Annotated in this window: 26 protein-coding genes; 14 read left to right on the forward strand and 12 right to left on the reverse strand. The window is 30.5% G+C overall.

Annotated elements, in window-relative coordinates; translation table 11 throughout:
- The first annotated feature begins 52 nt into the window (after nucleotides 1–52).
- Entirely contained in the window at nucleotides 53–604 is a 552-nt protein-coding gene (locus ES045_RS01860; protein ID WP_223267161.1) for a TetR/AcrR family transcriptional regulator, read from the forward strand.
- Between the two features lie 9 nt (nucleotides 605–613).
- Nucleotides 614–1,009, forward strand: a complete 396-nt coding sequence (locus tag ES045_RS01865; RefSeq protein ID WP_147111487.1) for a hypothetical protein — start codon at nucleotides 614–616, stop codon at nucleotides 1,007–1,009.
- A 640-nt stretch (nucleotides 1,010–1,649) separates the two neighbouring features.
- Here the strand turns inward: ES045_RS01865 and ES045_RS01870 are convergent.
- Complete coding sequence (locus ES045_RS01870; RefSeq protein WP_147111490.1) at nucleotides 1,650–3,125, reverse strand: Na+/H+ antiporter NhaC family protein; 1,476 nt, start codon at nucleotides 3,123–3,125, stop codon at nucleotides 1,650–1,652.
- Nucleotides 3,126–3,262: 137 nt separating this feature from the next.
- Between ES045_RS01870 and ES045_RS01875 the strand changes: the two genes are divergently transcribed.
- A complete protein-coding gene (locus ES045_RS01875; RefSeq protein ID WP_262712855.1) occupies nucleotides 3,263–3,739 on the forward strand; it encodes a pyridoxamine 5'-phosphate oxidase family protein in 477 nt (158 codons plus the stop codon).
- 17 nt (nucleotides 3,740–3,756) lie between these two features.
- Here ES045_RS01875 and ES045_RS01880 read toward each other — a convergent pair whose 3' ends face one another.
- Nucleotides 3,757–4,191, reverse strand: coding sequence for a TerB family tellurite resistance protein (locus ES045_RS01880; protein ID WP_147111493.1), 435 nt, complete (start codon nucleotides 4,189–4,191; stop codon nucleotides 3,757–3,759).
- Nucleotides 4,192–4,359: 168 nt separating this feature from the next.
- Between ES045_RS01880 and ES045_RS01885 the strand changes: the two genes are divergently transcribed.
- The gene (locus ES045_RS01885) at nucleotides 4,360–6,006 is read left to right on the forward strand and encodes a glycerol-3-phosphate dehydrogenase/oxidase (RefSeq protein ID WP_147111496.1); all 1,647 of its coding nucleotides are present in this window, start codon (nucleotides 4,360–4,362) and stop codon (nucleotides 6,004–6,006) included.
- 144 nt (nucleotides 6,007–6,150) lie between these two features.
- On the forward strand, nucleotides 6,151–6,486 hold the full coding sequence (locus ES045_RS01890) for a hypothetical protein (RefSeq protein WP_147111498.1): 336 nt from the start codon (nucleotides 6,151–6,153) through the stop codon (nucleotides 6,484–6,486).
- A 57-nt stretch (nucleotides 6,487–6,543) separates the two neighbouring features.
- On the opposite strand, the gene ES045_RS01895 is transcribed toward ES045_RS01890, so the two are convergent.
- Nucleotides 6,544–7,248 carry a TIGR04283 family arsenosugar biosynthesis glycosyltransferase gene (locus ES045_RS01895; protein WP_147111502.1) on the reverse strand — a complete coding sequence of 235 codons (705 nt, stop codon included), beginning with the start codon at nucleotides 7,246–7,248 and terminating at the stop codon, nucleotides 6,544–6,546.
- A 22-nt stretch (nucleotides 7,249–7,270) separates the two neighbouring features.
- Here ES045_RS01895 and ES045_RS01900 point away from each other — a divergent pair, with 22 nt between their 5' ends.
- Nucleotides 7,271–8,032, forward strand: coding sequence for a DUF547 domain-containing protein (locus ES045_RS01900; RefSeq protein ID WP_147111505.1), 762 nt, complete (start codon nucleotides 7,271–7,273; stop codon nucleotides 8,030–8,032).
- A gap of 65 nt (nucleotides 8,033–8,097) precedes the next feature.
- On the opposite strand, the gene ES045_RS01905 is transcribed toward ES045_RS01900, so the two are convergent.
- The 3 genes from ES045_RS01905 to ES045_RS01915 are packed head-to-tail and all read right to left on the reverse strand — an operon-like array spanning nucleotide 8,098 to nucleotide 11,068.
- Nucleotides 8,098–9,366, reverse strand: a complete 1,269-nt coding sequence (locus ES045_RS01905; RefSeq protein ID WP_147111508.1) for an MFS transporter — start codon at nucleotides 9,364–9,366, stop codon at nucleotides 8,098–8,100.
- 3 nt (nucleotides 9,367–9,369) lie between these two features.
- Entirely contained in the window at nucleotides 9,370–10,029 is a 660-nt protein-coding gene (locus tag ES045_RS01910; RefSeq protein WP_147111511.1) for a hypothetical protein, read from the reverse strand.
- A 43-nt stretch (nucleotides 10,030–10,072) separates the two neighbouring features.
- Nucleotides 10,073–11,068 (reverse strand): NAD(P)H-dependent glycerol-3-phosphate dehydrogenase, encoded by a 996-nt coding sequence (locus ES045_RS01915; protein WP_147111513.1) that lies wholly within the window; start codon nucleotides 11,066–11,068, stop codon nucleotides 10,073–10,075.
- A gap of 95 nt (nucleotides 11,069–11,163) precedes the next feature.
- Here ES045_RS01915 and ES045_RS01920 point away from each other — a divergent pair, with 95 nt between their 5' ends.
- The 3 genes from ES045_RS01920 to ES045_RS01930 all read left to right on the forward strand — a co-directional run bounded on the left by ES045_RS01920 (nucleotide 11,164) and on the right by ES045_RS01930 (nucleotide 12,710).
- Nucleotides 11,164–12,057 (forward strand): alpha/beta hydrolase, encoded by an 894-nt coding sequence (locus ES045_RS01920; RefSeq protein ID WP_147111517.1) that lies wholly within the window; start codon nucleotides 11,164–11,166, stop codon nucleotides 12,055–12,057.
- Nucleotides 12,038–12,469: a dUTP diphosphatase gene (gene dut, locus ES045_RS01925; protein WP_147111521.1), complete on the forward strand. Its 432-nt coding sequence runs from the start codon at nucleotides 12,038–12,040 to the stop codon at nucleotides 12,467–12,469. The genes ES045_RS01920 and dut overlap by 20 nt, the downstream gene beginning before the upstream one ends.
- Nucleotides 12,470–12,557: 88 nt before the next feature.
- Nucleotides 12,558–12,710, forward strand: coding sequence for a PspC domain-containing protein (locus ES045_RS01930; protein WP_147111524.1), 153 nt, complete (start codon nucleotides 12,558–12,560; stop codon nucleotides 12,708–12,710).
- Nucleotide 12,711: 1 nt separating this feature from the next.
- Here the strand turns inward: ES045_RS01930 and ES045_RS01935 are convergent, their stop codons facing one another.
- Both ES045_RS01935 and recA read right to left on the reverse strand, forming a co-directional pair.
- Nucleotides 12,712–13,248 (reverse strand): GNAT family N-acetyltransferase, encoded by a 537-nt coding sequence (locus tag ES045_RS01935; RefSeq protein ID WP_147111526.1) that lies wholly within the window; start codon nucleotides 13,246–13,248, stop codon nucleotides 12,712–12,714.
- A gap of 76 nt (nucleotides 13,249–13,324) precedes the next feature.
- Nucleotides 13,325–14,332 carry a recombinase RecA gene (gene recA / locus ES045_RS01940; protein WP_147111529.1) on the reverse strand — a complete coding sequence of 336 codons (1,008 nt, stop codon included), beginning with the start codon at nucleotides 14,330–14,332 and terminating at the stop codon, nucleotides 13,325–13,327.
- 113 nt (nucleotides 14,333–14,445) lie between these two features.
- Here recA and ES045_RS01945 point away from each other — a divergent pair, with 113 nt between their 5' ends.
- Both ES045_RS01945 and ES045_RS01950 read left to right on the forward strand, forming a co-directional pair.
- Complete coding sequence (locus tag ES045_RS01945) at nucleotides 14,446–15,237, forward strand: aldose 1-epimerase (protein ID WP_147111532.1); 792 nt, start codon at nucleotides 14,446–14,448, stop codon at nucleotides 15,235–15,237.
- A gap of 4 nt (nucleotides 15,238–15,241) precedes the next feature.
- Nucleotides 15,242–15,808 (forward strand): pseudouridine synthase, encoded by a 567-nt coding sequence (locus ES045_RS01950; protein WP_223267163.1) that lies wholly within the window; start codon nucleotides 15,242–15,244, stop codon nucleotides 15,806–15,808.
- A gap of 180 nt (nucleotides 15,809–15,988) precedes the next feature.
- Here the strand turns inward: ES045_RS01950 and ES045_RS01955 are convergent, their stop codons facing one another.
- The 3 genes from ES045_RS01955 to ES045_RS01965 form a co-directional block, all read right to left on the reverse strand.
- Nucleotides 15,989–16,576 carry a porin family protein gene (locus tag ES045_RS01955; protein WP_147111535.1) on the reverse strand — a complete coding sequence of 196 codons (588 nt, stop codon included), beginning with the start codon at nucleotides 16,574–16,576 and terminating at the stop codon, nucleotides 15,989–15,991.
- 25 nt (nucleotides 16,577–16,601) lie between these two features.
- Nucleotides 16,602–17,384 (reverse strand): membrane metalloprotease, encoded by a 783-nt coding sequence (locus tag ES045_RS01960; RefSeq protein WP_147111538.1) that lies wholly within the window; start codon nucleotides 17,382–17,384, stop codon nucleotides 16,602–16,604.
- A 103-nt stretch (nucleotides 17,385–17,487) separates the two neighbouring features.
- Nucleotides 17,488–18,540, reverse strand: a complete 1,053-nt coding sequence (locus ES045_RS01965; RefSeq protein WP_147111541.1) for a hypothetical protein — start codon at nucleotides 18,538–18,540, stop codon at nucleotides 17,488–17,490.
- A 180-nt stretch (nucleotides 18,541–18,720) separates the two neighbouring features.
- Here ES045_RS01965 and ES045_RS01970 point away from each other — a divergent pair, with 180 nt between their 5' ends.
- The 3 genes from ES045_RS01970 to ES045_RS01980 are packed head-to-tail and all read left to right on the forward strand — an operon-like array spanning nucleotide 18,721 to nucleotide 22,722.
- Entirely contained in the window at nucleotides 18,721–19,230 is a 510-nt protein-coding gene (locus tag ES045_RS01970) for an RNA polymerase sigma factor (RefSeq protein ID WP_147111543.1), read from the forward strand.
- Nucleotides 19,231–19,289: 59 nt separating this feature from the next.
- On the forward strand, nucleotides 19,290–20,204 hold the full coding sequence (locus ES045_RS01975; protein WP_147111545.1) for a FecR family protein: 915 nt from the start codon (nucleotides 19,290–19,292) through the stop codon (nucleotides 20,202–20,204).
- A complete protein-coding gene (locus ES045_RS01980) occupies nucleotides 20,167–22,722 on the forward strand; it encodes a carboxypeptidase-like regulatory domain-containing protein (RefSeq protein WP_147111548.1) in 2,556 nt (851 codons plus the stop codon). The genes ES045_RS01975 and ES045_RS01980 overlap by 38 nt, the downstream gene beginning before the upstream one ends.
- On the opposite strand, the gene ES045_RS01985 is transcribed toward ES045_RS01980, so the two are convergent.
- Nucleotides 22,719–23,165: a GNAT family N-acetyltransferase gene (locus ES045_RS01985; protein ID WP_147111550.1), complete on the reverse strand. Its 447-nt coding sequence runs from the start codon at nucleotides 23,163–23,165 to the stop codon at nucleotides 22,719–22,721. The two genes, ES045_RS01980 and ES045_RS01985, sit on opposite strands and share 4 nt — an antisense overlap.

Genomic DNA, 23,165 nt, shown 5'->3' on the forward strand with positions numbered 1-23,165 from the left:
ATTAAAAGGGGTTAGTAAACAAGAACTTTTAGAACGTTCTATTACAAACTTTATCAAATTTGGAAGCAAGCGTTTTTCTATGAACGAACTTGCTTCTGAACTTGGTATTTCTAAAAAAACTATTTACAAACACTTCAAAACAAAAGATGAGCTCATTTCTAAAGGTATTCGTTTTATTATTGATAAATACCTGCATGAAGTACATCAAATTTTAAAAAACACAAAAGATCCTATAGAGAGAATCGTCTTAATTCAGAAAAATAGTTTTCAATATTTAAATTATTTTAAGCCTTCATTCTTATACGGAATTAAGAAATATTACCATAATGCAGCTGTTATCTTCGAAAATTTTAAAAGTTATTTTATAAAAAGCACATTAAAACCTTTGCTTGAAGAGGCTATAGAAAAAGAGTATCTTCGCAAAAATTTAAACCTAGATTTGTTTTGCGATTTGTATTTTACAAAACTCCAAAATATAGTTTTTGAACCAAAAAATATCTTTGAAGATTATAGTGTAGCTGTTGTTTTTGAGCATCTAATTATAAATAGCTTAAGAGGTTTTATTACAACAAATTACAAAGACACAAATAAATTATTTTCTTAATTATTATTTATGAAAAAAGACATTCAAATACCAGAAGTTACAGACCTAGAAATGGCAGTAGTTTATGAATACAATGATATTTATAAAACGGATGATTGGAATGTTTATATCATTAATAATAAAAAGGTAGATTTAGAAATGATGGTGATTGTTTCTCAGGGTTTTTCAGAAACAAAAACAACTTCTTTGTTGCGTAAAAAATTAGACAAACTCCCTGCCAATTCTTTTGCTAAGATTGAGTTTATTCAACCAGAACTGTTCGTTTTAAACAATCGTTTTCAGGTTTCTTTTTTTGAAGGAAACACATTACACGAAAAAACATTTTTCTTTAAAGAAAACACCGTTAAACAAGGTGCTTTACGTATGATTGATGAGATTAAAAAACGTGGTATTTTAGCTGAGTAAAAAGATATTTCATATATATATTTATCAACCTCTTTAAGTTTTAAAACTTAAAGAGGTTTTTTTATTTTAATGAAGAGTTCAAAAAACCTTTAAACTTATCACTTTTGCGTTCAGAAAAGTATTATTGTATTGATAACAAAAAAACGAACAAGCATTATGAGATTTCTCAATCGTTTAAAAAAGCTCATTTCGAAATGACAAACTGTGTGGTTATTGATGATATAAATAAATCTATAAAATTAAATAAAAACACTAAACTATCACTTCGAACGTGAGGAGAAGTCGCATAACAGTAATACCATAAAACTCTTAACAAAACTCACACATTTCTCTTACGCTAGTGCTCGTTTTTAACGAGTACCGTAAGGGTTTTCTTTTGATGAAACTCAGAAAAATTAAACAAAATGACAAGCTAAATGTGAGATTTCTCAATCGCTTAAAAAAGCTCATTTCTAAATGACAACCTAAACATAATTGCAGTTTGTTCGCTAATAAGCTCGCGTTAGCGATTGCAACGGCATCCTTTTTGTTTTTCGCAAAAAGATATAGTGGAAAGCGCGACCCTTGTGGTAACGCCCAAATTCTACAAAAAATTCATTTAATACAACAGATTGCTTCGTGATTCTTCTTCGCAATGACATTATCCTAAAAACCCAATAATTAAATACATAATTACGGTAATTACACCACCAACTAATGCGTACGGTAATTGTGTTTTTACATGGTCTATATGATCACTAGCAGACGCCATAGAAGAGATGATAGAAGTATCTGAAATAGGCGAACAATGGTCTCCAAAAATTCCGCCTCCTAAAGTTGCAGCAACTATTATAGTTACATCAGAACCATGAATGTTTGCCATTGGTATTGAAATTGCCAACATAATTGCAAACGTTCCCCAAGAGGTTCCGGTAGAAAAAGCAATAAAAGAACTAATGATAAAAACTACTGCAGGTAACAATTCTGGCGACAACCATTCTTTGGTAACATTGGCAACGTAAATTCCGGTTTCTAATTCTTTACAAGCATCACCAATAGCAAATGCTAACAACATTAACAATGCCAACGGCATTAGCTCACTTATTCCTTTTAAAGTTAAATTAACAGCTTCTTTTGGCTTCATAATTCCTTGTATGAAATACATTGCCATGGCAACCAATAAAGCCGTAATTACAGCATATAAAACAGAAGATGACCCAGAACCTTTTCCTATTGCTTCTGTAGCATGGTTAAAAAATGAGGTTGCATTTTCAACAGCACTCCAACCGGTATAGATTAAATTTATTGGCATCATAAAAACCATTACCAAAAGCGGCACAATCATATTATACGCTTTCGCTTCAATTCCTTCTTTTGGCGGAAAAGAGGTAATTTCATCAGAAACCATTGGTTTAGAGCCTTTGTTCATTAACTCCCCTGTTTCTCTGGTTCTTTTTTCGGCTTTTTTCATGGGGCCAAAATCCTTCTTTGTAAAAATAACAATGAACAGAATTGTAATTGCCAATAACGGATAAAAATTATATTTAATAGACGCAATCATTACAGAAAATGGCTTGTCAATTCCTTGTGTTAACAACAAACCCATAATGAAAGCTCCCCAAGCATTAAAGGGAATTAAGATGGATGAAGGCGCAGAACTAGAGTCTGCTATGTAGGCTAATTTCTCTCTCGGAATTCCTAATTTATCGAAGATTGGTCTGTACAAAGTTCCTACAGTTAGAGAACTAATACTGGTTTCAACAAATAAAAGCAACCCTGTTACCGTTGCTAAAACCTGAACCATGACTCTACTATACCCCGTTTTTTTACCTTCTAATTTTACTAATTTTCGGTTGATAATATTGATAAAACCTTCTACTCCTCTCGAATATTGAATAAAAATTAACAATGCGCCCACCAATGCACTAAACATAATGGTTCTTGTATTTCCTTTCGATTGAAAAACGTTTACCATTCCTTCAATCATTGCTAAAGTTCCTGCTAACGGGTTCCATCCTTCTATGATCAACCAAGAAAACCAAATTCCGAACAACAAAGCAATATATACTTGCTTGGTTTTTAAGGCTAAAATAATGGCAACAATTGGCGGTATTACTGAAAGAAATCCATATTCCATACAAAAAGTATTTTTTTGTCTAAAATAAACAATTAAAATGATAATTAGTAAAATCGCAATCTTATACGAATTTTAACCTGCCTAAATTTTACACCAAAATTACCTCACGACTTCAAAAATTTATAGAGGCACAGAAAATATTCTTTGTTGCAACTGCTCCCAATTCAGGACGCATAAACTTATCGCCTAAAGGAATGGATTCTTTTAGAGTGATGAATGAAAACCGAGTTTTATGGTTAAACGTTACCGGAAGCGGCAATGAAACAGCGGCACATTTAATAGAAAACTACTGTATTACTCTTATGTTTTGTGCGTTTGATGGTGCACCAAACATTCTGAGATTATACGGTAAGGGGAAAGAAATTAAAAAAGGAGATATTACTTGGAATGAATTAATTGCATTGTTTCCAGAAACTCCAGGCACACGTCAAATATTTGATATTCACTTAGAATCTGCTCAAACTTCTTGCGGAATGTCAATTCCTTTTTTCGAATTTAAAAGTGAACGAAATCAATTAAATGATTGGGCCGCAGAGCAAGGAAAAAAGGAATTGAGCACTACTGGGAAGACAAAAACCAAACAAGTATCGATGGTTTGCCTACACATATTTTAAAATAAAAAGAAGAACAGTTAAGCGCGATCTACTTTTCTAATTGCTGCAGTAAAATCTGCTAAATCGTTGTTATTTTTAACTAAATAAATAGCTTCATCGCACACTTTTTCTGCATTATCAACAGAAAAATGTAAACCAACGGCAATTTTCTGCATCATTTTAACTTCTACCAACTTTGCTTCTCCGTCTGCCATAATCATTCTTGTTAAACGATATAAACGCTCTATTCTATCGTCATAACTTACTGGTGGATTTGTTGGATATTTTTCTGGACTTGTTAAAATAAGAATCGATTCTTCTAAAGTGATATTTAAGTTTTTTCCAGCTCTAATTAACAATTCTTTTTCAATCTCTGAAATTTCTCCGTCTGCTTTTGCAATTTTTACAATATTGGCAAAATGACCAATTTCTTGTTTGTGTTGTCCGCTTGTATATAAATCTGATATTGCCATTTTGGTTTTTTTTATAAATGTAAATAAAATGTAGTAAAAATAGTATTAAAAAAATAACAATTTTACACAAAAATATTCTAAAAATACAAATCGAATGTTTTGCTTTTTTGTACTTTGCTAAAAGATATCATTTGTAACAGGTACCTATTTATAAATTCAACTTTTTATATGAGCAACTTTTCTTACTTCAACAGAGAAAAAATTACCACAGAACTACAGGCATCAGAATTTGATGTACTAATTATTGGTGGCGGAATTACAGGCGCAGGAATTGCTTTAGACGCAGCTTCTAGAGGAATGAAAGTAGCCTTAATTGAAAAAAATGATTTTGCTTCTGGTACTTCTAGTAAATCTACAAAACTAATTCATGGTGGTTTGCGTTATTTAAAACAATTCGATTTTTGGTTGGTAAAAGAAGTAGGAACAGAACGTGCAATTGTGCACAAATTAGCGCCACATTTAGTGATTCCAGAAAAGATGATTTTACCTTTAATTGATGGCGGAACATATGGTTCTTGGCTAACCTCTATTGGCCTAAAAGTCTATGATATTTTAGCTTCCGTAGAAGGTGAAGATAAAAGAAGAATGCTAGATAAAGAGGAAGCTTTAGAAAAAGAACCGTTGTTGCCAGAAAGTATTTTAAACGGCGCTGGTTATTATGCAGAATACAGAACAGATGATGCGCGTTTAACCCTAGAAGTTTTAAAAACAGCTTTAAATTACGATGCGAAAATTATAAATTATACAGAAGCAACCGAATTTATTTATGAAGATAATAGGGTGGTTGGTGCAACTGTAAAAGACACGTTTACCAACAAATATTTTAACATAAAAGCCAAGTATGTTGTGAATGCAACTGGCCCTTGGGTAGATAATTTACGTCAAACGAACCACTCTAAAACAGGTAAAAGATTGCACTTAACAAAAGGAGTTCACTTAGTTGTGCCGCATGAAAAATTACCTGTAAAACAATCTGTTTATTTTGATGTCCCAGACGGACGAATGATGTTTGCAATTCCGCGAGGAAAAGTAACGTATTTCGGAACCACAGACACCAATTATCAAGAAGATAAAGACAATGTAGATACAAGCTTGGTAGATGCTATGTATTTAATTTCTGCTGTGAATAACATGTTTCCTAACATTCATATTTCTCTAGAAGATGTGCAATCTTCTTGGGCAGGTTTGCGTCCTTTAATTCATGAAGAAGGTAAATCTGCTTCCGAATTGTCTAGAAAAGATGAGATTTTTGTTTCTGATACTGAATTGATTTCTATTGCTGGTGGAAAATTAACAGGGTATCGTAAAATGGCAGAACGAATTGTAGATTTAGTTGCCAAAAAATACAAACGTAGATTCGATACCGAATTTGAAGAAATTAAAACCAAAGAAATTATACTTTCTGGTGGTGAGTTTGCAGATTCTAGTGAAGTTAATAGTTATATTGATGCCATTCATAATAGAATAAATGAAGTAGATTTTGATAGAAAATATGCCGAATATTTAATTTATAATTACGGAAAACAAACCGATATTATTTTGCAAAAGTTTGATGATTTAATGGGTGAAAATCAGGCTGAAAAAATGATAAAAGCAGAAGTTTGGTTTTCTATAGAAAACGAAATGACTTGTACACCAACAGATTTTTTTATGCGCAGAACAGGCCGTTTATTTTTTGACACACAAAGCGTGCATCTACATAAAGAGTTTGTTCTTACTGAATTTAAAAAATATTTTTCTTGGGATGAAAAAACGGCTAAAAACCAGCAACAAGCGTTAGAGGAAAAATTAACTGCTGTTATAACATTCAATTAAAAAATAACTTATATTTGATATACAGATTTCTAATCTTAAGGCCTATGAAGATATAGTTCGTTTTACATCAACAAAAAGCAGTTTCTTTTAAAGAAAAAGAACCGCTACTATATGTATTAAAAATAAACCTTAAAATTAAAAATTATGAAAACATTATACAGCGTAGCATTCGTGCTATTTATTTCTGCATCTCTTTCTTTTACTTCTAAAAAAGTACAAAAAGAAAATACGTTAACAGCAACTTTTATTGAAGTAACAGAGGATGATTACTTTAAATTTATAACGATCGATAAAAAAGAAGTTTTATTTTATGACGTTCATGAAGACATAGAAATTAGTTTATATGATGACGATAATCTTAATAAAAAATTTACGCTTACTTGGGTAGAAAAAGAAATTGAATTAATGGATGAAGAAGGTGATTTAACCGGAGAAAAAAAGAAGGTTAAATCTATAACTGTTCTTAAATTAATAAAATAATTTTTTTATTTAAATAATATTATCAACCGTTTTTTGAAATTCAAAAAACGGTTTTTTTTAGATACTTTCGCGCAACAAAGTTCTGTATGTTCTACGAAGCTTTTCTGGAGAAACTCCTAATTTGTATTTTAAGAACACATAACCATTAATTAAATTTACTTTCAACCAAGAGTTACGTTCATATTTTCTAGCGCTTACAATTGCTTTAGACTGAATAATTACGAACGGAATTTGCTGTTTCCGAACTCTGTCTATCATTTCAAAATCTTCCATAATGCAGAAGTTTTCATTAAATCCTTTTAACGTTTTAAAAGTTTCTTTAGTAAAAAACTGACATTGATCTCCACCTCCAGAAAATAAACCGTCTTTGGTTGTAAATTTACTATTGAAGTTTAAAAAAGCAGAATCTTTATCAAATTTATACGCAAAAAAGCCCGCTTTATTTCCGGATGCCACTGCTTCTATAATCTGTGTGTAAAAATCATTAGGCAATGTTACATCTGCATGTAAAAAAAGCAATACATTTCCTTGTGCTTTTTTAGCGCCAAAATTCATTTGTGCTGCTCTTCCTTTTTTATCACTTGTAAAATAAGTAACTTTAGAAAAGTTTTTACAAACTTCTGGGCTTTCATCTGATGTTTCTGGTGAGTTAGAAATAATAATTTCTAAAGGAAATTTGTTAGCTTGTTCACATAAAAACGACAACCTCTTTAGAAGGTTTTCTTTTTCATTATATACCGGAATAATAATACTTAATAACATATTTAAACTTACGTAAATTTATATGAAACAGTTTCTTATACTACTTTTTTTAGTATCAGCTTTTAGTATTAGTGCACAAGATAGTGTAAATTATAATGAAGTTTCTGAAGTTTTATTACAAAACATTATGGATGGAAAATCCTATAAAAAAGAAGTAAAAATATTAGAAGAAAGTACTTTAAAAGCTTTGGTAAGTCAACTTAAAACCGACAAACAAAAAATTGCTTTTTGGGTAAATGTTTACAATTCATTTATACAGATTTCATTAGCAGAAAACCCTAAAGAATATGAAGATAGAGGTGCTTATTTTAAGAAAGAGCGTGTAAAAATAGCAGGAGAAACTTTATCTTTTGATGCTATTGAGCATGATATTTTAAGAAGATCTAGAATAAAATTAAGTTGGGGATATTTAAGGAAATATTTTAGACCAAAGTGGGAGCGTAAATTACGTGTAAAAGATATTGATTGGAGAATTCATTTTGCATTAAATTGTGGCGCAAAAAGTTGTCCGCCGGTTGCAAAATTTACACCAGAAGCGTTAGATACAGCGTTTAACTTTATGACAACAGAATATTTAAAAGAACAAACCACCTATAATAAAGAAACAAAAACAGCAACGTCTGTTTCTTTATTTTCTTGGTTTAGAGCAGATTTTGGAGGTTTGTGTGGCGCAAGAGAAATCTTAAAAGAATATAAAATTACACCAGAAAAACCTAAAAATTTAGAATTTAACAACTATGATTGGACAATGAGTTTAGGGAATTTTAGAAAAATTCCGAAGTAATTTATTCTGAGTTGATCAATAAGAAAAGAAGATTAAAAAAATCCTTTAAGGTTTAAAGGTTTTTTTTAATCTTCTTTTTCGTTTTCCTCTATTTCTTTTGTTAAGTCTAAATCGCGTAAAGTTGGGTTTACAACACCCATTGTTACTGTTGTTATTATGGTCATTGTTCCTCCAAAAACTACGGCAGCAACAGGCCCAATTATTTTGGCTGCTAAACCACTTTCAAAAGCACCCAATTCATTAGAAGAACCTACAAACATAGAATTTACAGAAGAAACTCTACCTCGCATGTCATCTGGTGTTTTTAGTTGTAGAATAGTTTGTCTAATAACCATAGAAATTCCGTCTGCTGCACCACTTACAAACAAAGCCAAAATACTTACCCAAAAGATAGATGAAAGTCCGAATGCGATGATACTTAATCCGAAGACAAAAACAGAAATAAGCATTTTTTTACCGGTATTTTTATTGATAGGAATGTAGGTTGTTAAAAACATGGTTAGAATACTTCCCATAGAAATAGAAGCGTTTAAAATACCAAAACCTTCTGGTCCAACTTTTAAAACATCTTGTGCAAAAACTGATAAAATTGCGACCGTTCCACCAAATAAAACAGCAATCATATCTAATGTTAAAACTCCTAAAATTGCTTTATTTTTAAAAACAAAATTAATTCCTGCTTTTAAGCTTTCTTTCATTGGTTCGCCAATTTTTGTATTTAAAATTGGTTTCTTTTTAATTAAAAAAGTGAATAGTAAGGATAATATCACCAAGATAAAAACCAGACATAACGTTTTGTCTACACCAATACCACTAATTAAAAAACCTGCACCAAGTGCTCCAGAAACAGAAGCTGTTTTCCAGGTACTTGTGCTCCAAGTTGCTGCATTATGATATATTTTTTTTGGAACCAATAAGGCTACTAAAGAGAAAATTGTTGGTCCGAAGAATGCACGTAAAAATCCACCAAAAAACACCAAGGCGTAAATGGAATATAAAACTGAATTTGTAGACCAACTTGCAATGACACTTTCTGTGGTTAATAAAAATAAGCCTAAACTAATCAACGAAAAAGCTGCTGTACAAAAGGCTAACAAGTTTCTTTTTTCTCTTTGATCTACAATATGCCCCGCAAATAACGCCATAGAAAATGCCGGAATAATTTCCATTAAACCAATAATACCTAAAGAAAGTGGGTCTTTTGTAATTGAATATACTTGCCATTCGATGACAATAAATTGCATAGACCAACCAAAAACTAGTAGAAATCTAACGAATAAAAAAATATTGAATTCTTTAATTCTTAAGGCTGCATAAGGATCTTGTTTCCTCATTTATTAGCTCAATTTCATGTCCATTAAAATAGCAAAAGTTTGATTGATGTCTTTATCTTTTACAACAATTGTCATTTCATTTGTAGTAGAAATAATTTCTTGTAAAGGAATATCTGCCCAAGCCAATTGTTTTAAAATAAAGTAATAAATACCAGATTGCTCTATATTTTCCTTTGGAAGTTTTATGGTAATAGAAGCCAATTCTAATACATTAGAGATTAAGGCTTCTTTTTCGAAAATTTCATTTACAAAAGGTTGTAAATTCTTACTAGTAACAATATTGGTTTCGAAAATACCCTGAGAAACTGTTAAAAAATAATCTGAACTTTCAGACGATTTCATTAAAATTTTTGCAATTTCCTTTAATAATGAAGTGGTGTTTTTAAACGTAAAATCGCACAAATCTGAACGTACAATTACATCACCTAAATCTAAAGCAAGTTTTTTAATATTTTTTCGAATACGCAACTCACTTGCAGGAGACAATCTGTTAATTGCCATCATTACTGCACCAACCTTAACATCTTTCTTTAAAGCAGTTGAAACTTCTGGTAAAATAATTCTTGCCAAAGAAGAAACGTTTATTAACTTTTCGTGCAAAGCTTCTTCAATGAATGGTGTTTTTCTAATTGTACTTTCTACAACTTCTTGTATTGTTTTCATGTTAATTGTTTAATAAAACATAATAATGTTCAAAATTAAACAATTAATCCAATTTATTCGTCAACTTTTTGAATTCTTTTTTAGCATCTTTATTCGCATATAAGACATTAAAAACAGCATCAATAATGGGGGTTTTTGCGCCGTTTTCTTCCTTCATTTTAAAAGCACTTTTGGTCGCATAATATCCTTCTGCAACCATGCTCATTTCCATTTGAGCCGATTTTACAGTATATCCTTTACCAACCATATTACCAAACTGTCTGTTTCTACTAAAAACAGAATAACCTGTAACCAATAAATCGCCTAAATAAGCAGAATCGTTAATGTTCCTTTTCATCTTGTGCACTTTCTTAATAAAACGTTTCATCTCACGAATAGCGTTGCTCATTAAAACAGACTGAAAATTGTCTCCATATCCTAATCCATGGGCAATACCAGCTGCAACGGCATATATATTTTTTAACATAGCCGCATATTCAGTACCAATAATATCGTCTGAAATTTTTGTTTTTATATACCAGCTTTTTAAAGACTTGCTCATTAATTTTGCATTATCTTGATTCTGACAAGCAATTGTTAAATAAGACAACCTTTCCATTGCAACCTCTTCTGCATGACAAGGTCCTGTTATTACCCCAATATTATCAAGTGGAATATTATATTCTTTATGAAAGTGCTCGCCAACAATTAAACCTGTTTCTGGCACAATTCCTTTAATTGCAGAAAATATAATTTTACCGTCTAGTGATTTTATTAGTTTTTCTAATTCACTCATTAAAAAAGCAGAAGGAATGGCAAAAATAAGTACATCATAATTTGCAACTATTTTATTAATATCGCTAGATAAGTCTAATTGACTTGCATACACATCTGCAGATCTAAGGTATTTAGGATTGTGATTATTTTTCTTTATATGATCTATAGAAGTTTTACTTCTCATATACCAGCCAACGGTTTCAAGATTTTCTGTTAACATCTTTACAATAGCTGTTGCCCAACTTCCGCCACCTAAAACCGCTATTTTTGGTTGTTCGTTCATTATTTTTCTATTTATAAATCAAAAGTAAGAAAACTATTAACTTATACAGAATGCTTCTATGATTTATTATCTTTGTTTGAATTCAATTTCTTTTTATGAAAACCTATTTATTACTCTTTTTATCATTTCTTTTTTTGATCCTTTCCTGTAAAGAAAAATTAGAAAATAAAGAGCAATTAGAGTCTAAAACTAAAGAAATAAAATCTACAAAAGCAGCAAATGTATCTTTTTTAGAGGCTCCTCTTTCTGTAACAAACCTTAAAGGAGAAAAGGTTTTAAGAGCAATTTGGTTATATTTACCACCAAACTACTATTCTTCTAAAGAAAAATATGCTGTTATTTATATGCATGATGCTCAAAATTTATTTGACAATAAAACTTCTTTTGTTGGAGAATGGGAAATTGATGAAACGTTAAATACTCTTTATCAAAAAACAAAAAAAGGATTTATAGTTGTTGGAATTAATAATACGAAAGAACGAATGGATGAATATTCGCCTTGGATTCATGAAAAATACGGAGGAGGAAACGGAGATAATTATTTAAAAATGATTGTTGAAGAATTAAAACCAATAATAGATAAGAAGTATCGTACAAAACCAACGGCTGAATTTACTGGAATTATAGGAAGTTCTATGGGAGGTTTAATTTCTTTTTATGGTGGCTTAAAATATCCAGAAGTTTTTGGTAAAATTGGTGCACTTTCTACTTCTTTTTGGTTTTCAGAGAAAGTGCAAGATTTTGCAAGTGAAAAAGGCAATCAGAAAAATACAAAACTGTATTTCCTAGTAGGAGGAAAAGAAGGAGATACCATGGTTCCTGATACAGAAAACATGGCAAAACTATTAGTAGAAAAGGGTTTTCCCAAAGAAAATATTCAAACAAAAATTGTAGCAGAAGGAAAACACACCGAGTCTTTCTGGAAAGCAGAATTTTTAGAAACAATAACATTTTTATTCAACTTAAACAATGAACGTACAAATAATTAATAAATCGAAACACGCCACACCAAACTATGAAACTGAAGGTGCTGCAGGAATGGATTTACGAGCAAATATTGATGTAGCAATTACATTAAAACCTTTAGAAAGAGCTATTGTAAAAACAGGTTTATTTATTGCCTTACCGATAGGTTTTGAAGCACAAGTAAGACCAAGAAGTGGTTTAGCTGCTAAAAAAGGAATTACTGTATTAAATGCTCCAGGAACAGTAGATGCAGATTACAGAGGAGAAATTGGTGTAATTTTAGTAAATCTTTCTAACCAAGAATATGTTATAAATGATGGCGAAAGAATTGCGCAATTAATAATTGCAAAACATGAGCGTGTACACTGGCAAGAAGTAACCGTTTTAAGTGAAACAGAACGTGGTGCAGGTGGTTTTGGAAGCACGGGTGTTTAAATACAAAAATGTTTCCAAAAACAATTGTTTTTGGATTTCTTTATAATGGTCTTTCCCGCGAAGGCGAGAATCTAAAAAAAACAAAAATATGATTTTAGGAGTATGTGAATGGTTGAGTACAAAAACACAGTTTTCAGCAAAAAATATTAGAATATTATTTGTGTTGTTAGTTTTATTAGCCGGTTTTGGTCTTGGCGCATATCTAATTCTTTGGTTGGTAAAAATATTATCTAAAGAATAATTTAGAGTTTTTTATATAACTGACTCATTTTTCGAACCTCTTCATGCAATAAATTAAAGGGTAAAAAAATGTGAGAATAATAATGGTAACCCAACTTTTTATAAAATTGAAAAGCTTGTGGTTGCGCATCCATTGCGTCTAACCAAATAATTTTATAGCCTTTTTTAATGGCTTTATTTGATAACCAAGAGAGTAGTTTTTTTCCTGTTCCGTTTCCTTGTGTTTTTGGATGTAAATAAATACGGTGCAATTTTACTTGTTTTTCTTCGGATAGACCTGCTAAATTTTCATCCCAAACAAATCTAAAATTACCAACAATTTCATCTTTAAAAAGAATAAAATAATAGTTTGCTTTTTGTTCAGATAATTCTTTTAAAATATGCTCTTTAGAATATTGAGAGTTTAGATACCAGCTTCCTTTATCCGTCCAAAAATGACTGTATGCAAGTGGGTAAATTTCTTTCATCAACTTAAATAACGTTGCTGAATCTGTAATCAAAATTTCTTTTAATTGTATATTTTCTGTTACTTTAATCATAATTTAAGAATAAAAAAACTGCTGCAGATTGATTACTTCTACAGCAGTTTATAATAATAGTTGGAACTTTTAAAACTTAATCTTGATTTTCAATAGCAATCTTTATTTTACCTTCAAGTTCTTCTGCTAATTCAGGATTGTCTTTAATTAACCCCTTAACAGCATCTCTCCCTTGACCTAATTTTGTTTCTCCGTAACTAAACCAAGAACCACTTTTCTTAACAATACCTAATTCTACACCAATATCTAAAATCTCACCAACTTTAGAAATTCCTTGTCCGTACATAATATCAAATTCTGCAATTTGAAACGGAGGTGCCACTTTGTTTTTAACAACTTTAACTTTGGTACTGTTTCCAATAACTTTGTCTCCGTCTTTAATTTGTGTTCTTCTTCTAATATCTAAACGCACAGAAGCATAAAATTTTAATGCATTACCACCCGTTGTAGTTTCTGGGTTACCAAACATTACCCCAATTTTTTCTCTTAATTGGTTGATAAAAATAACAGTACATTTTGTTTTAGAAATGGTACCTGTTAATTTACGTAATGCTTGAGACATTAAACGTGCATGAAGCCCCATTTTAGAATCTCCCATTTCTCCTTCAATCTCTGCTTTTGGAGTTAAAGCTGCAACAGAATCAATTACAACAATATCTATTGCACCAGAACGAATTAAGTTTTCTGCAATTTCTAATGCTTGCTCACCATGATCTGGTTGAGAAATAATTAAATTATCTATATCTACGCCTAAATTTTCTGCGTAAAATTTATCGAATGCGTGTTCTGCATCAATAAAGGCTGCAATTCCGCCCGCTTTTTGAGCTTCTGCAATTGCGTGTAATGTTAAAGTTGTTTTACCAGAAGATTCTGGCCCGTAAATTTCAATAACTCTTCCTCTTGGATAACCACCAACGCCCAAAGCTAAATCTAAGCCTAAAGAACCAGAAGAAATTGCATCTATATCTTCAGTAACTACATCACCTAATTTCATTACAGCACCTTTACCATACGTCTTATCTAGCTTATCTAGAGTAAGTTGAAGCGCTTTTAATTTTGCTGTTTTTTCTTTATCTGTCGCCATTTATCTTGCTGTTTTTGTTTTTGAATAAGTGTCACAAGTTACGAAATTCTAAAATTAGTTTCCTAAAAAATCTCATTCAAATTTGTACTATTTTTACAAAAAGTTTAAGATTAATGAGTTCATCAATATTATTAAAAAATAAAGCGTGTAAAGTTACTATTGGAAAAGGAGAATTACTAAGTTTAAAGAAAGATAATCTAGAGTATATTCATCAAAAAGGAAACAAAGGATGGCGTAATTCTGATGATGAAATGTTTCCTGTAATAGGACCAACTTCTAAAAATAATTTTAGAGTTCATACCAAAAATGGTGATGCAATTTTAGATCAACATGGTTTGTTAAGAGAATTAGAATATGCTTTAATTTCTTCGGATGAAAACAGTGCAAAATTTATCAAAAAATATAAAAAAAATACGCAGATAGTAAATAGTAAGTTTCCTAAAAAATCTACTGAAGAATATTTATTTTGGCCTTTCGATTTCACTTTTGAAAAACATTTTACCATAGAAAATAATGTTTTGAAAATTGAATTTATCATCGAATCAGAAAAAGGAATGCCTTTTATGTTGGGGTATCATCCTGCTTTTTTATTGTCTAATTCTGGTACTGAAAGTATAGAATCAAATGGTGAAATATTTACTCTAAAAGACGTCTACAACGCAGGCGCTAATGCGTTTCCTATTTTAAATACTGATAAATTAGTCTTAAAAAACATTGATAGGAACGATGTAGAAATTTCAACAAAAAACTTCCATAATTTTATGTTATGGACAGAGGTTGACAATATGCTTTGCATTGAGCCAATTACGCAGTATACTTCTTACACAGACCAAAAATTTTCTGAAGGAAACATGACTTTATCCGAAGGAAAAAACACTTTTTCTGTAGCCATTAAAATTTTATAATTTGATAGAAAAACACCGTCACTTTATTATTCACAAGCCTTGGGGAATGATTTCTCAATTTGTAAACCCTGCAAAGCGGAAGAAAAAATTGTTAGGTGATTTGCATGATTTTCCTGAAGGAACAATGGCAATTGGAAGACTAGATGTGCCTTCGGAAGGATTGCTTTTATTAACAACAGATGGCAAAGTTTCCGCAGAAATTAGAAGCAATAAATACGAAAAAGAATATTACGTACAAGTTGATGGAGTAATCTCCCAAAAAGAAATTGAGCAATTACAAACAGGTGTAGAAATAGGTTTCAACGGAAAAAAATACATGACAAAACCTGGAAAAGCTTTTATGATAGAGGATCCTAAATTTCCACTAAGAAGCATGAAAATTAGAGATGAAAGGCATGGTCCAACAAGTTGGGTTTCTATTATTATTAGAGAAGGAAAGTTTCGACAAGTTCGAAAAATGACTGCTGCCGTGGGTTTGCCAACTTTACGTTTAATTCGGGTAAGAATTGGTGAAATAGAATTGGGTAATTTAGAAATTAGCGGTGTAAAAGAGGTTGCTACTTTTATGTGATAAATATCACACAAAAAGAAGAAATATCTTTATAGTTTTGTGGTATGAATACTTCTAACACCACTTTATACATAGTAGCTGCAATAATAATTTTACACTTTGTTGTTGGTTTTGGTTACTTGATATATAAAATAACAAAAAAAGAGAAGTAAATTACTTCTCTTTTTTGCTTTATAAAATCTAAAATTCAAATCCTAGATAGATTTGCCAAACTCTATTTTTGGGTTTGTCTTCATCATAAATATCACTTTGTCCAATATGATATCTTGCACCTAAGCTTACACCAGCATCACTTTTAAAACCTGCTCCTAAATTTACACCCCAATCAAAATTATTAGGCTCAAATTCTTCCGAAGTATCATATAAAATAAAACCAGAATCGAAGGTTTCTTTGTGTGCAATAGAAAACCCTATTTGTGGTCCTGCTTCTAAGAAGAAACTTTTTACTGGATATAGCTTCAGCATTAATGGAATATTTATATAATCTAACTTTTGTGTGTAGGTGCCACTATCATCTACAATTTTATATCCTTGTTGCGAGTATAAAATTTCTGGTTGAATAGAAAGGTATTTTCCAATGTAAGATTCCCCATAAATACCAACATGAAATCCGTGTAATTTGGAAGTTTCTGAAGTTCCATCAAAACTAACAGAAGAAAGATTGTATCCTCCTTTAATACCTGCTGTTGCTTTATTTTTTCTGTCTTGTGCGCTTAATGATACTACACTAGTAATTATTAAAGCGATTGCTATATATATTGTTTTCATCTTTTTAATTATTTAAATTATCAAATTATCTTCCGCCATTTGCTTTTAAATCTGCCAAACATTGCGCGTCTAAATTAGGTGCGTTGCCTCCAGAAAGCATACTACCAATTCCTTGACTGGTTTCTGCCGCCCAATACATTAAACAGTCTTCTACAATACAATGATTCGGATGGGCTGCGTCTTCATGATCGCTTTGTAAATCGCTTCCTAAATTTGTTAATCCTAAAATATGACCAAATTCGTGATTAATTACAGCGCTTTCTAACAAACTTCTTTCTGGTTCGAAAGTACCATCACTTAAATTGTGAATTGTTTCTTCGTAAATTACAAAAGAAGTATTCCAATAGGCAGTCCCTAAAACAGCCCCTTGATTGGTGTCTTTAGACGATTTTCCGTTGACAAATAACACCCAAACTGCAATGGTAGAGTTTGTGTTGTACTGTGTTCTTTGTTCTTTTTCTATAGCAATTATTTCCTCTAAAGTATACACTGTTTTTCCTGTAGCTGGAATTTTATTTTCAATAAAGACAACTCCTTCTGGTTTAAATGTGCGATTTTCTATAAATTTTTTAAAATTGTTTTTTGCTTTTTCTGTAGGTTCAAAACCATCGATATATGCAATTTCAACAATTATTTTTTTAAAGGTATTTGCAGCAAGTAAATCATTTGCAGATGAACCTGTGGCTTGCCTATTGGATACAAAATTTGTGTTTCCGTTTGTGCCACCATCTAAACTTTCTTCTGTTTCTGATGTACAAGAAAAAAGGATGCTACAAACTAAAACTACTTTTAAAAAATTTATGTTCATTTTATTATTAATTTAAAACTTTACAACTAGTACGTATTCTTGTAATAGTCGTAAAGTTATCACCAACTAACTATACTTTTGCTCTTTAATTTGTTAGAGTTCTTTAAATTTTCTTAAAAGTTAAAGTTACAGAAGCATCTGTTTTACTTTGTAAAGCAACTACAGTGTTGCTGTAAGTAGTTACAACCCAATTGTTATTTAAAGCGCTTACACTGTTATTACTGCCAAAAGCTACATTTAAAAATACTGCCATTTCAGAACTTACTTTGTACGTTCCTTCAATTTCAGATACTGTTGCGTTTACATTATTCTTAGCAATTAATTTTAAATCGTTTGTAAATTCGATAGACCAATCTGCATAATCTGTTGCTGTGTTTACACCTGCTGTAATAAAGCTTTCTACTTTAAATTTTGTATTGGTTACAACTGCTTCTACTTCTTCTGCAGATGCTGCAGCTTCCTCTTCTTCTTCTTCTGTTTGTACACATTCTGAAATTGAATTTTGAAATTCTGCATCAGAATTAATTTGTACAGACGTTCCGTTACTTAACGTAGCATTTATTGGGTAGTTTACAGTAAATAATTCACCTCCTTGTAAACCTGTCATAAAAGCATATAATTTTTGTTCAGATTGTAATACAACACTTCCTGTTTGTTCTAAACCTACATTATACGTTAACATGGTTACAGGAAAATCGATGTCTATACAAGAAATTGCATCTTGCCCTTGAGATGCTGCATTTTCACATTCTTGTTTTAAAGCATCTAAATCTGATTGATTATTTACCACTACTTCGGTATAACTACTCGTTTTTACAGTAATAGGAAAGTTAAAAGTTACAGAATCAGAATCGTCATTTAATTCTCCCATGATATTTAAAACGGCAGAAAAATCTAACTTACTTAAAATAGTAATTTGCTGTCCATTTACTGTTGCTGTTAATGGAAATAATAATTCTGTACACGCATTACCGTCTAAAAAATCATCATTAGAGCCATCATTCATCGCTGTTCTTTCATAATTAGAAGCGGTTTTAGATGTAGATGAATTTGCGTTTGGGTTTGTTCCTACTTCTGAGCTTTCTTCAGATTGACAAGAAGTAAATCCTATAATTGCTGTAAATGCAACTGCTGTAAATAGTTTTAATGTTTTCATTTTAATACGTTTTAATAATTAATATTTCTTGTTTGTGTGAGTAAAACAACTTTGTTTTATTTTACCCTGCTTTTTTTTGAATGGCTAATTGTTTGCCCTTCTGTTAGTAAAACAACTAAACATTTATTTACCCTACCTTTGTCATCAAAAATTTTTACTTTTATTATTTAAATTACCTCTATGAATGATAAGTCTCTTTGCGACGAAATTTATTTTAACGAGTTCTATACTTCTCATATACAGTCTGCTAGTAATTTTGCATACTACAAGTCTGGCGATAAAAACACCTCTTTAGATTTAGCACAAGAAGCCTTTATAAAAATATGGGAAAACTGTGCTAAGATTGATCTTTCGAAAGCAAAGTCTTACTTATTTACAGTTGTTAACAATCTTTTTCTAAACAGAGTGAAGCACCAAAAAGTGGTTTTCGAATACGCTAAAAGCAGTCCTTACATAGATGTTGATAATCAAAGTCCGGATTATTTATTAGAAGAAGAAGAATTTAAAGACAAATTAAAAAGAGCTATTGAAGATTTAACAGCAGGAGAACGTGAGGTTTTTCTGATGAATAGAATTGATGGGAAAAAATATCGAGAAATTGCAGAATTGCTAGAAATTTCTCAAAAAGCAGTAGAAAAACGAATGTCATCAGCATTAAAAAAGCTGAGAACTAAAATTGATGGAATTTAATACCAATATAAGGTAGGGTAAACTACTTTCTAGTTGTTACACTTATAGAAGCATACAGAATGGAAAACGAGAAAGACATCTTAAAATGGCTAAACAGAGATACTTCTGATGAAGAATTAGCGCGTTTAAAAGAAAGAGATGATTTTAAAACTTTAGAAAAAATTACCCATTATTCGGCACAATTAGAAACACCAAAAGTTAATGTGGTACAAGCGCTTGCAGCTTTAAAATTAAAAACAAAAAACACCGCTAAGAAAGGAAAAGTTGTATCTTTTAATTTTAAGATTTTGTATAAATATGCTGCAGCAATTGCTATCTTGTTAACAACTTCATATTTCTTACTATACAGTAATAATTCTAGTTTTAAAACGGAGTTTGCACAAACAAAAAACTTTAATTTACCAGACAATTCGGAAGTAATTTTAAACGCAAATTCAGAAATTACATATGCTGAAAAGGACTGGGAAGAAAACAGAAGTTTAACCTTAGACGGGGAAGCTTATTTTAAGGTTCAAAAAGGAAAAAAGTTTACTGTAAATACAGAAATTGGTGCAGTAACTGTTCTTGGAACGCAGTTTAATGTAAAAGAAAGAAACAATTATTTTGAAGTAAAAACGTACGAAGGTTTGGTTAGTGTAGCATATAAAGACACACTTGTGAGTTTACCTAAAGGAACCATTTTTAAAGTAGTAAACGGCGTTATAGACACCAATAATACTTTTGATGTACATGAGAAATCTTGGTTGCAAAAAGAAACGAATTTTAAAAGTACCTCTTTGCGCTTTGTTTTAGAAGAAATAGAACATCAGTTTAATTATACAATTGAAACAATAGAGGTTGATTTAGACGTTTTATATTCTGGTGGTTTTACACATACCGATATAAATATAGCATTGCAATCTGTAACAATTCCGTTGCAATTATCGTATAAAATTGATGGTAAAAAAATTACTATCTTTAACTATGGTACATAAGTTTTTACTTTTTTATATCTTTTTTATATGTATTGTTAGTGTTACTTATGCTCAAAATTCTTCGAATAAAGTAGCCCTTTCTTCCTTGTTAGTCAAACTAGAAAAAAGCTATGATATTAGGTTTTCTTATTCTGATGCTGATGTAAAAACCATTTTTATTAACAAACCAGATAAAGAAATTTCTATAGAAAAACTTTTGGTTTTTTTAAACGAAAAAACATTTTTACAATTTAAAACTTTAGACAATAGATATGTAACTGTCTCTTTCTTAAATAAGACTATTGCTGTTTGCGGAACCGTTTTAGATTCAAAAAATTTAGAACCTTTACTGTTAACATCTGTAAAAGTAAACGGCTACAAGTTAGGTACAACTACCAATAATAAAGGTGTTTTTTATTTAAAAAATGTGCCTGTAAATGCAACTTTAAGTCTTTCTTTTATCAGTTTTAAAACGAAAACAATTGCTGCCAAAGAGTTGTTTTCTTCCAATTGCAAACAAATCCTTTTAGAAGAAGAAGTAGAAGAATTATCGGAAATTAGAATGTCTAAATTTCTAACCACAGGTTTGCAAAAAAACGTAGACGGAAGTACGGTTTTAAATACAGAGAAATTCGGAATTCTACCAGGTTTAATAGAGCCAGATATTTTAAAAACCATCAAAATTTTGCCAGGTGTAGAAAGTGTAAACGAAAGTATTTCTAATATTAACGTAAGAGGTGGTACAAATGACCAAAACTTAATACTTTGGGACGGAATTAAAATGTATCATGCAGGTCATTTTTTTGGTCTTATTTCTGCGTATAATCCGTATTTAACAAAGCAAGTTTCTGTAACTAAAAATGGTACAAGTAGTGCTTTTTCAGACGGAGTTTCTTCTACTATAAATATGGAAACATCTAACAGAATTACCAACAAGCTTTCTGGTGGTGGTGGCTTTAATTTATTAAGTGCAGATGCTTTTGTACAAGTTCCTGTCAAAGAGAATTTAGAGCTACATATTTCTGCAAGAAGGTCTTTTACAGATTACTTAAATACACCAACTTATAATAATTATTTCTCTCGGAGTTTTCAAGACAATTCTATTTCTTCTAATGATGTAAACAATACAAAATCAGAATTTTATTTCTATGATTATTCATTTAAAGTTTTATATGATATGACTTATAATCATTCTATTAGAACTAATTTTATCCATATTAAAAACGATTTAGAATACTTAGAAAAATACACTGCTAATAATACTACTATTGAAGAAAACAGTACTTTAAAACAAGAAAATTTAGGAATAAAAATAAGTTGGGATGCCATTTGGAATTCGAAATTTTCTACAACTTTATCTGGATTTTTTTCTGATTATAAAATAAATTCTTCCGATTATAATAAAGATACAGATCAGTTTCAAACTCAGTTTAATAATGTGCTAGAAACTGCCATAAAACTAAATTCTAAATATGAATTTTCTGATGTTTTAGAATTCACCAACGGATTGGTTTTCAATGAGATTGGTATTAAAAATACAACTTCTGTAAATGCACCAACTTTTTCTAGAACCGTAAAAGATGTGTTGTTAAAAAGTGCTTTTTACACCGAAATTGTATATAAAAAAAATAACACGTATGCTAGGTTTGGTGCACGTGCAAACTACTTTCATACATTTAATAAATTTGTAATTGAACCAAGAATAAATATTAGACAAAAAATAAATTCTCTATTTTCTGTAAATCTAGAAGGGGAGTTTAAAAACCAAACAACTGCGCAAAAAATAGATTTTGAAGACAATTTTTTAGGAATAGAAAAACGAAGATGGGTTCTTTCTGATGATAAAAATACACCCATAGTAAAAAGTAAACAACTCTCTGTTGGAGTTGCATATTCTAAGAATAAATTATACATAGATATTACTGGTTTTCGTAAAAAAGTAGACGGAATTACAGCTGCTAACCAGGGCTTTTATAACAATACACAAAACCTTAATTCTATTGGAAATTATGAAGTTAAAGGAGTAGAATTTATAGCAAATAAGCAGACTGAAAATATAAGTACTTGGGTAAGTTATACCTATTCTAAAAACGATTATACATTTGATGTTTTTAATCCGGAAACATTTTCTAATAACTTAGATATTTCACACTCATTAAGTGCTGCTTTTAATTATAGTTTTTCTAAAAAATTAAAAGTTTCTTTTGGCGGCGTTTTACGTTCTGGAAAACCATATACAAAACCTATTAAAGGTAATGAAACCATACAGAATGGAAATAGAACAATTGTAAATTATAACAATCCTAACAAAGAAAAACTAAATAATTTCTTTAGGTTAGATCTTTCTGGAAGTTATAAATTCGATTTTTCTAAGGCTATAAAAGCCAACATTCGTTTAGGTTTTACAAATATTACAGACCAAAAAAACACAATAGATTCTTACTATGTTGTAGATAATACAAATGTAAATAATGTAAGAAGAGTAAATAATTATTCTTTGCCTTTTACCCCAAATTTAAGTTTTAGAGTTCGTTTTTAATTAGAATTTCTATCCATTCTAATATGCGGAATTCCGTCTTCTAAATACTCCTCGCCTACTTGAATAAATTGATGAGATTCATAAAATTTCTTTAAATATTTTTGAGCAGAAATGGTAATTTGATCCACTTTAAAATGAGTTTTTATCGCTTTTAAAGAAGCTTTCATAACAGCATGACCAAAACCATATTTACGTTCTTCAGTGGCAACCACTACCCTACCAATACTTGCATTTCCGAAATAATCTCCTGGTTTAAAAATACGAGTGTACGCAACTATTTTATCTTCTTTTATACCAAAAACATGCAAAGATATTTGATCTTTAAAATCGATGTCTTGATACACGCAATCTTGTTCTACCACAAAAACTTCCGAACGTAGTTGAAGAATATTATAAAGTTCTGTTGTGGTTAATTCCGAAAAGGATTTTATTTTGAAGTTCAT

Origin of the sequence: Polaribacter sp. IC073 (assembly GCF_007997075.1) — a bacterium.
Classification (GTDB): Bacteria; Bacteroidota; Bacteroidia; order Flavobacteriales; family Flavobacteriaceae; genus Polaribacter.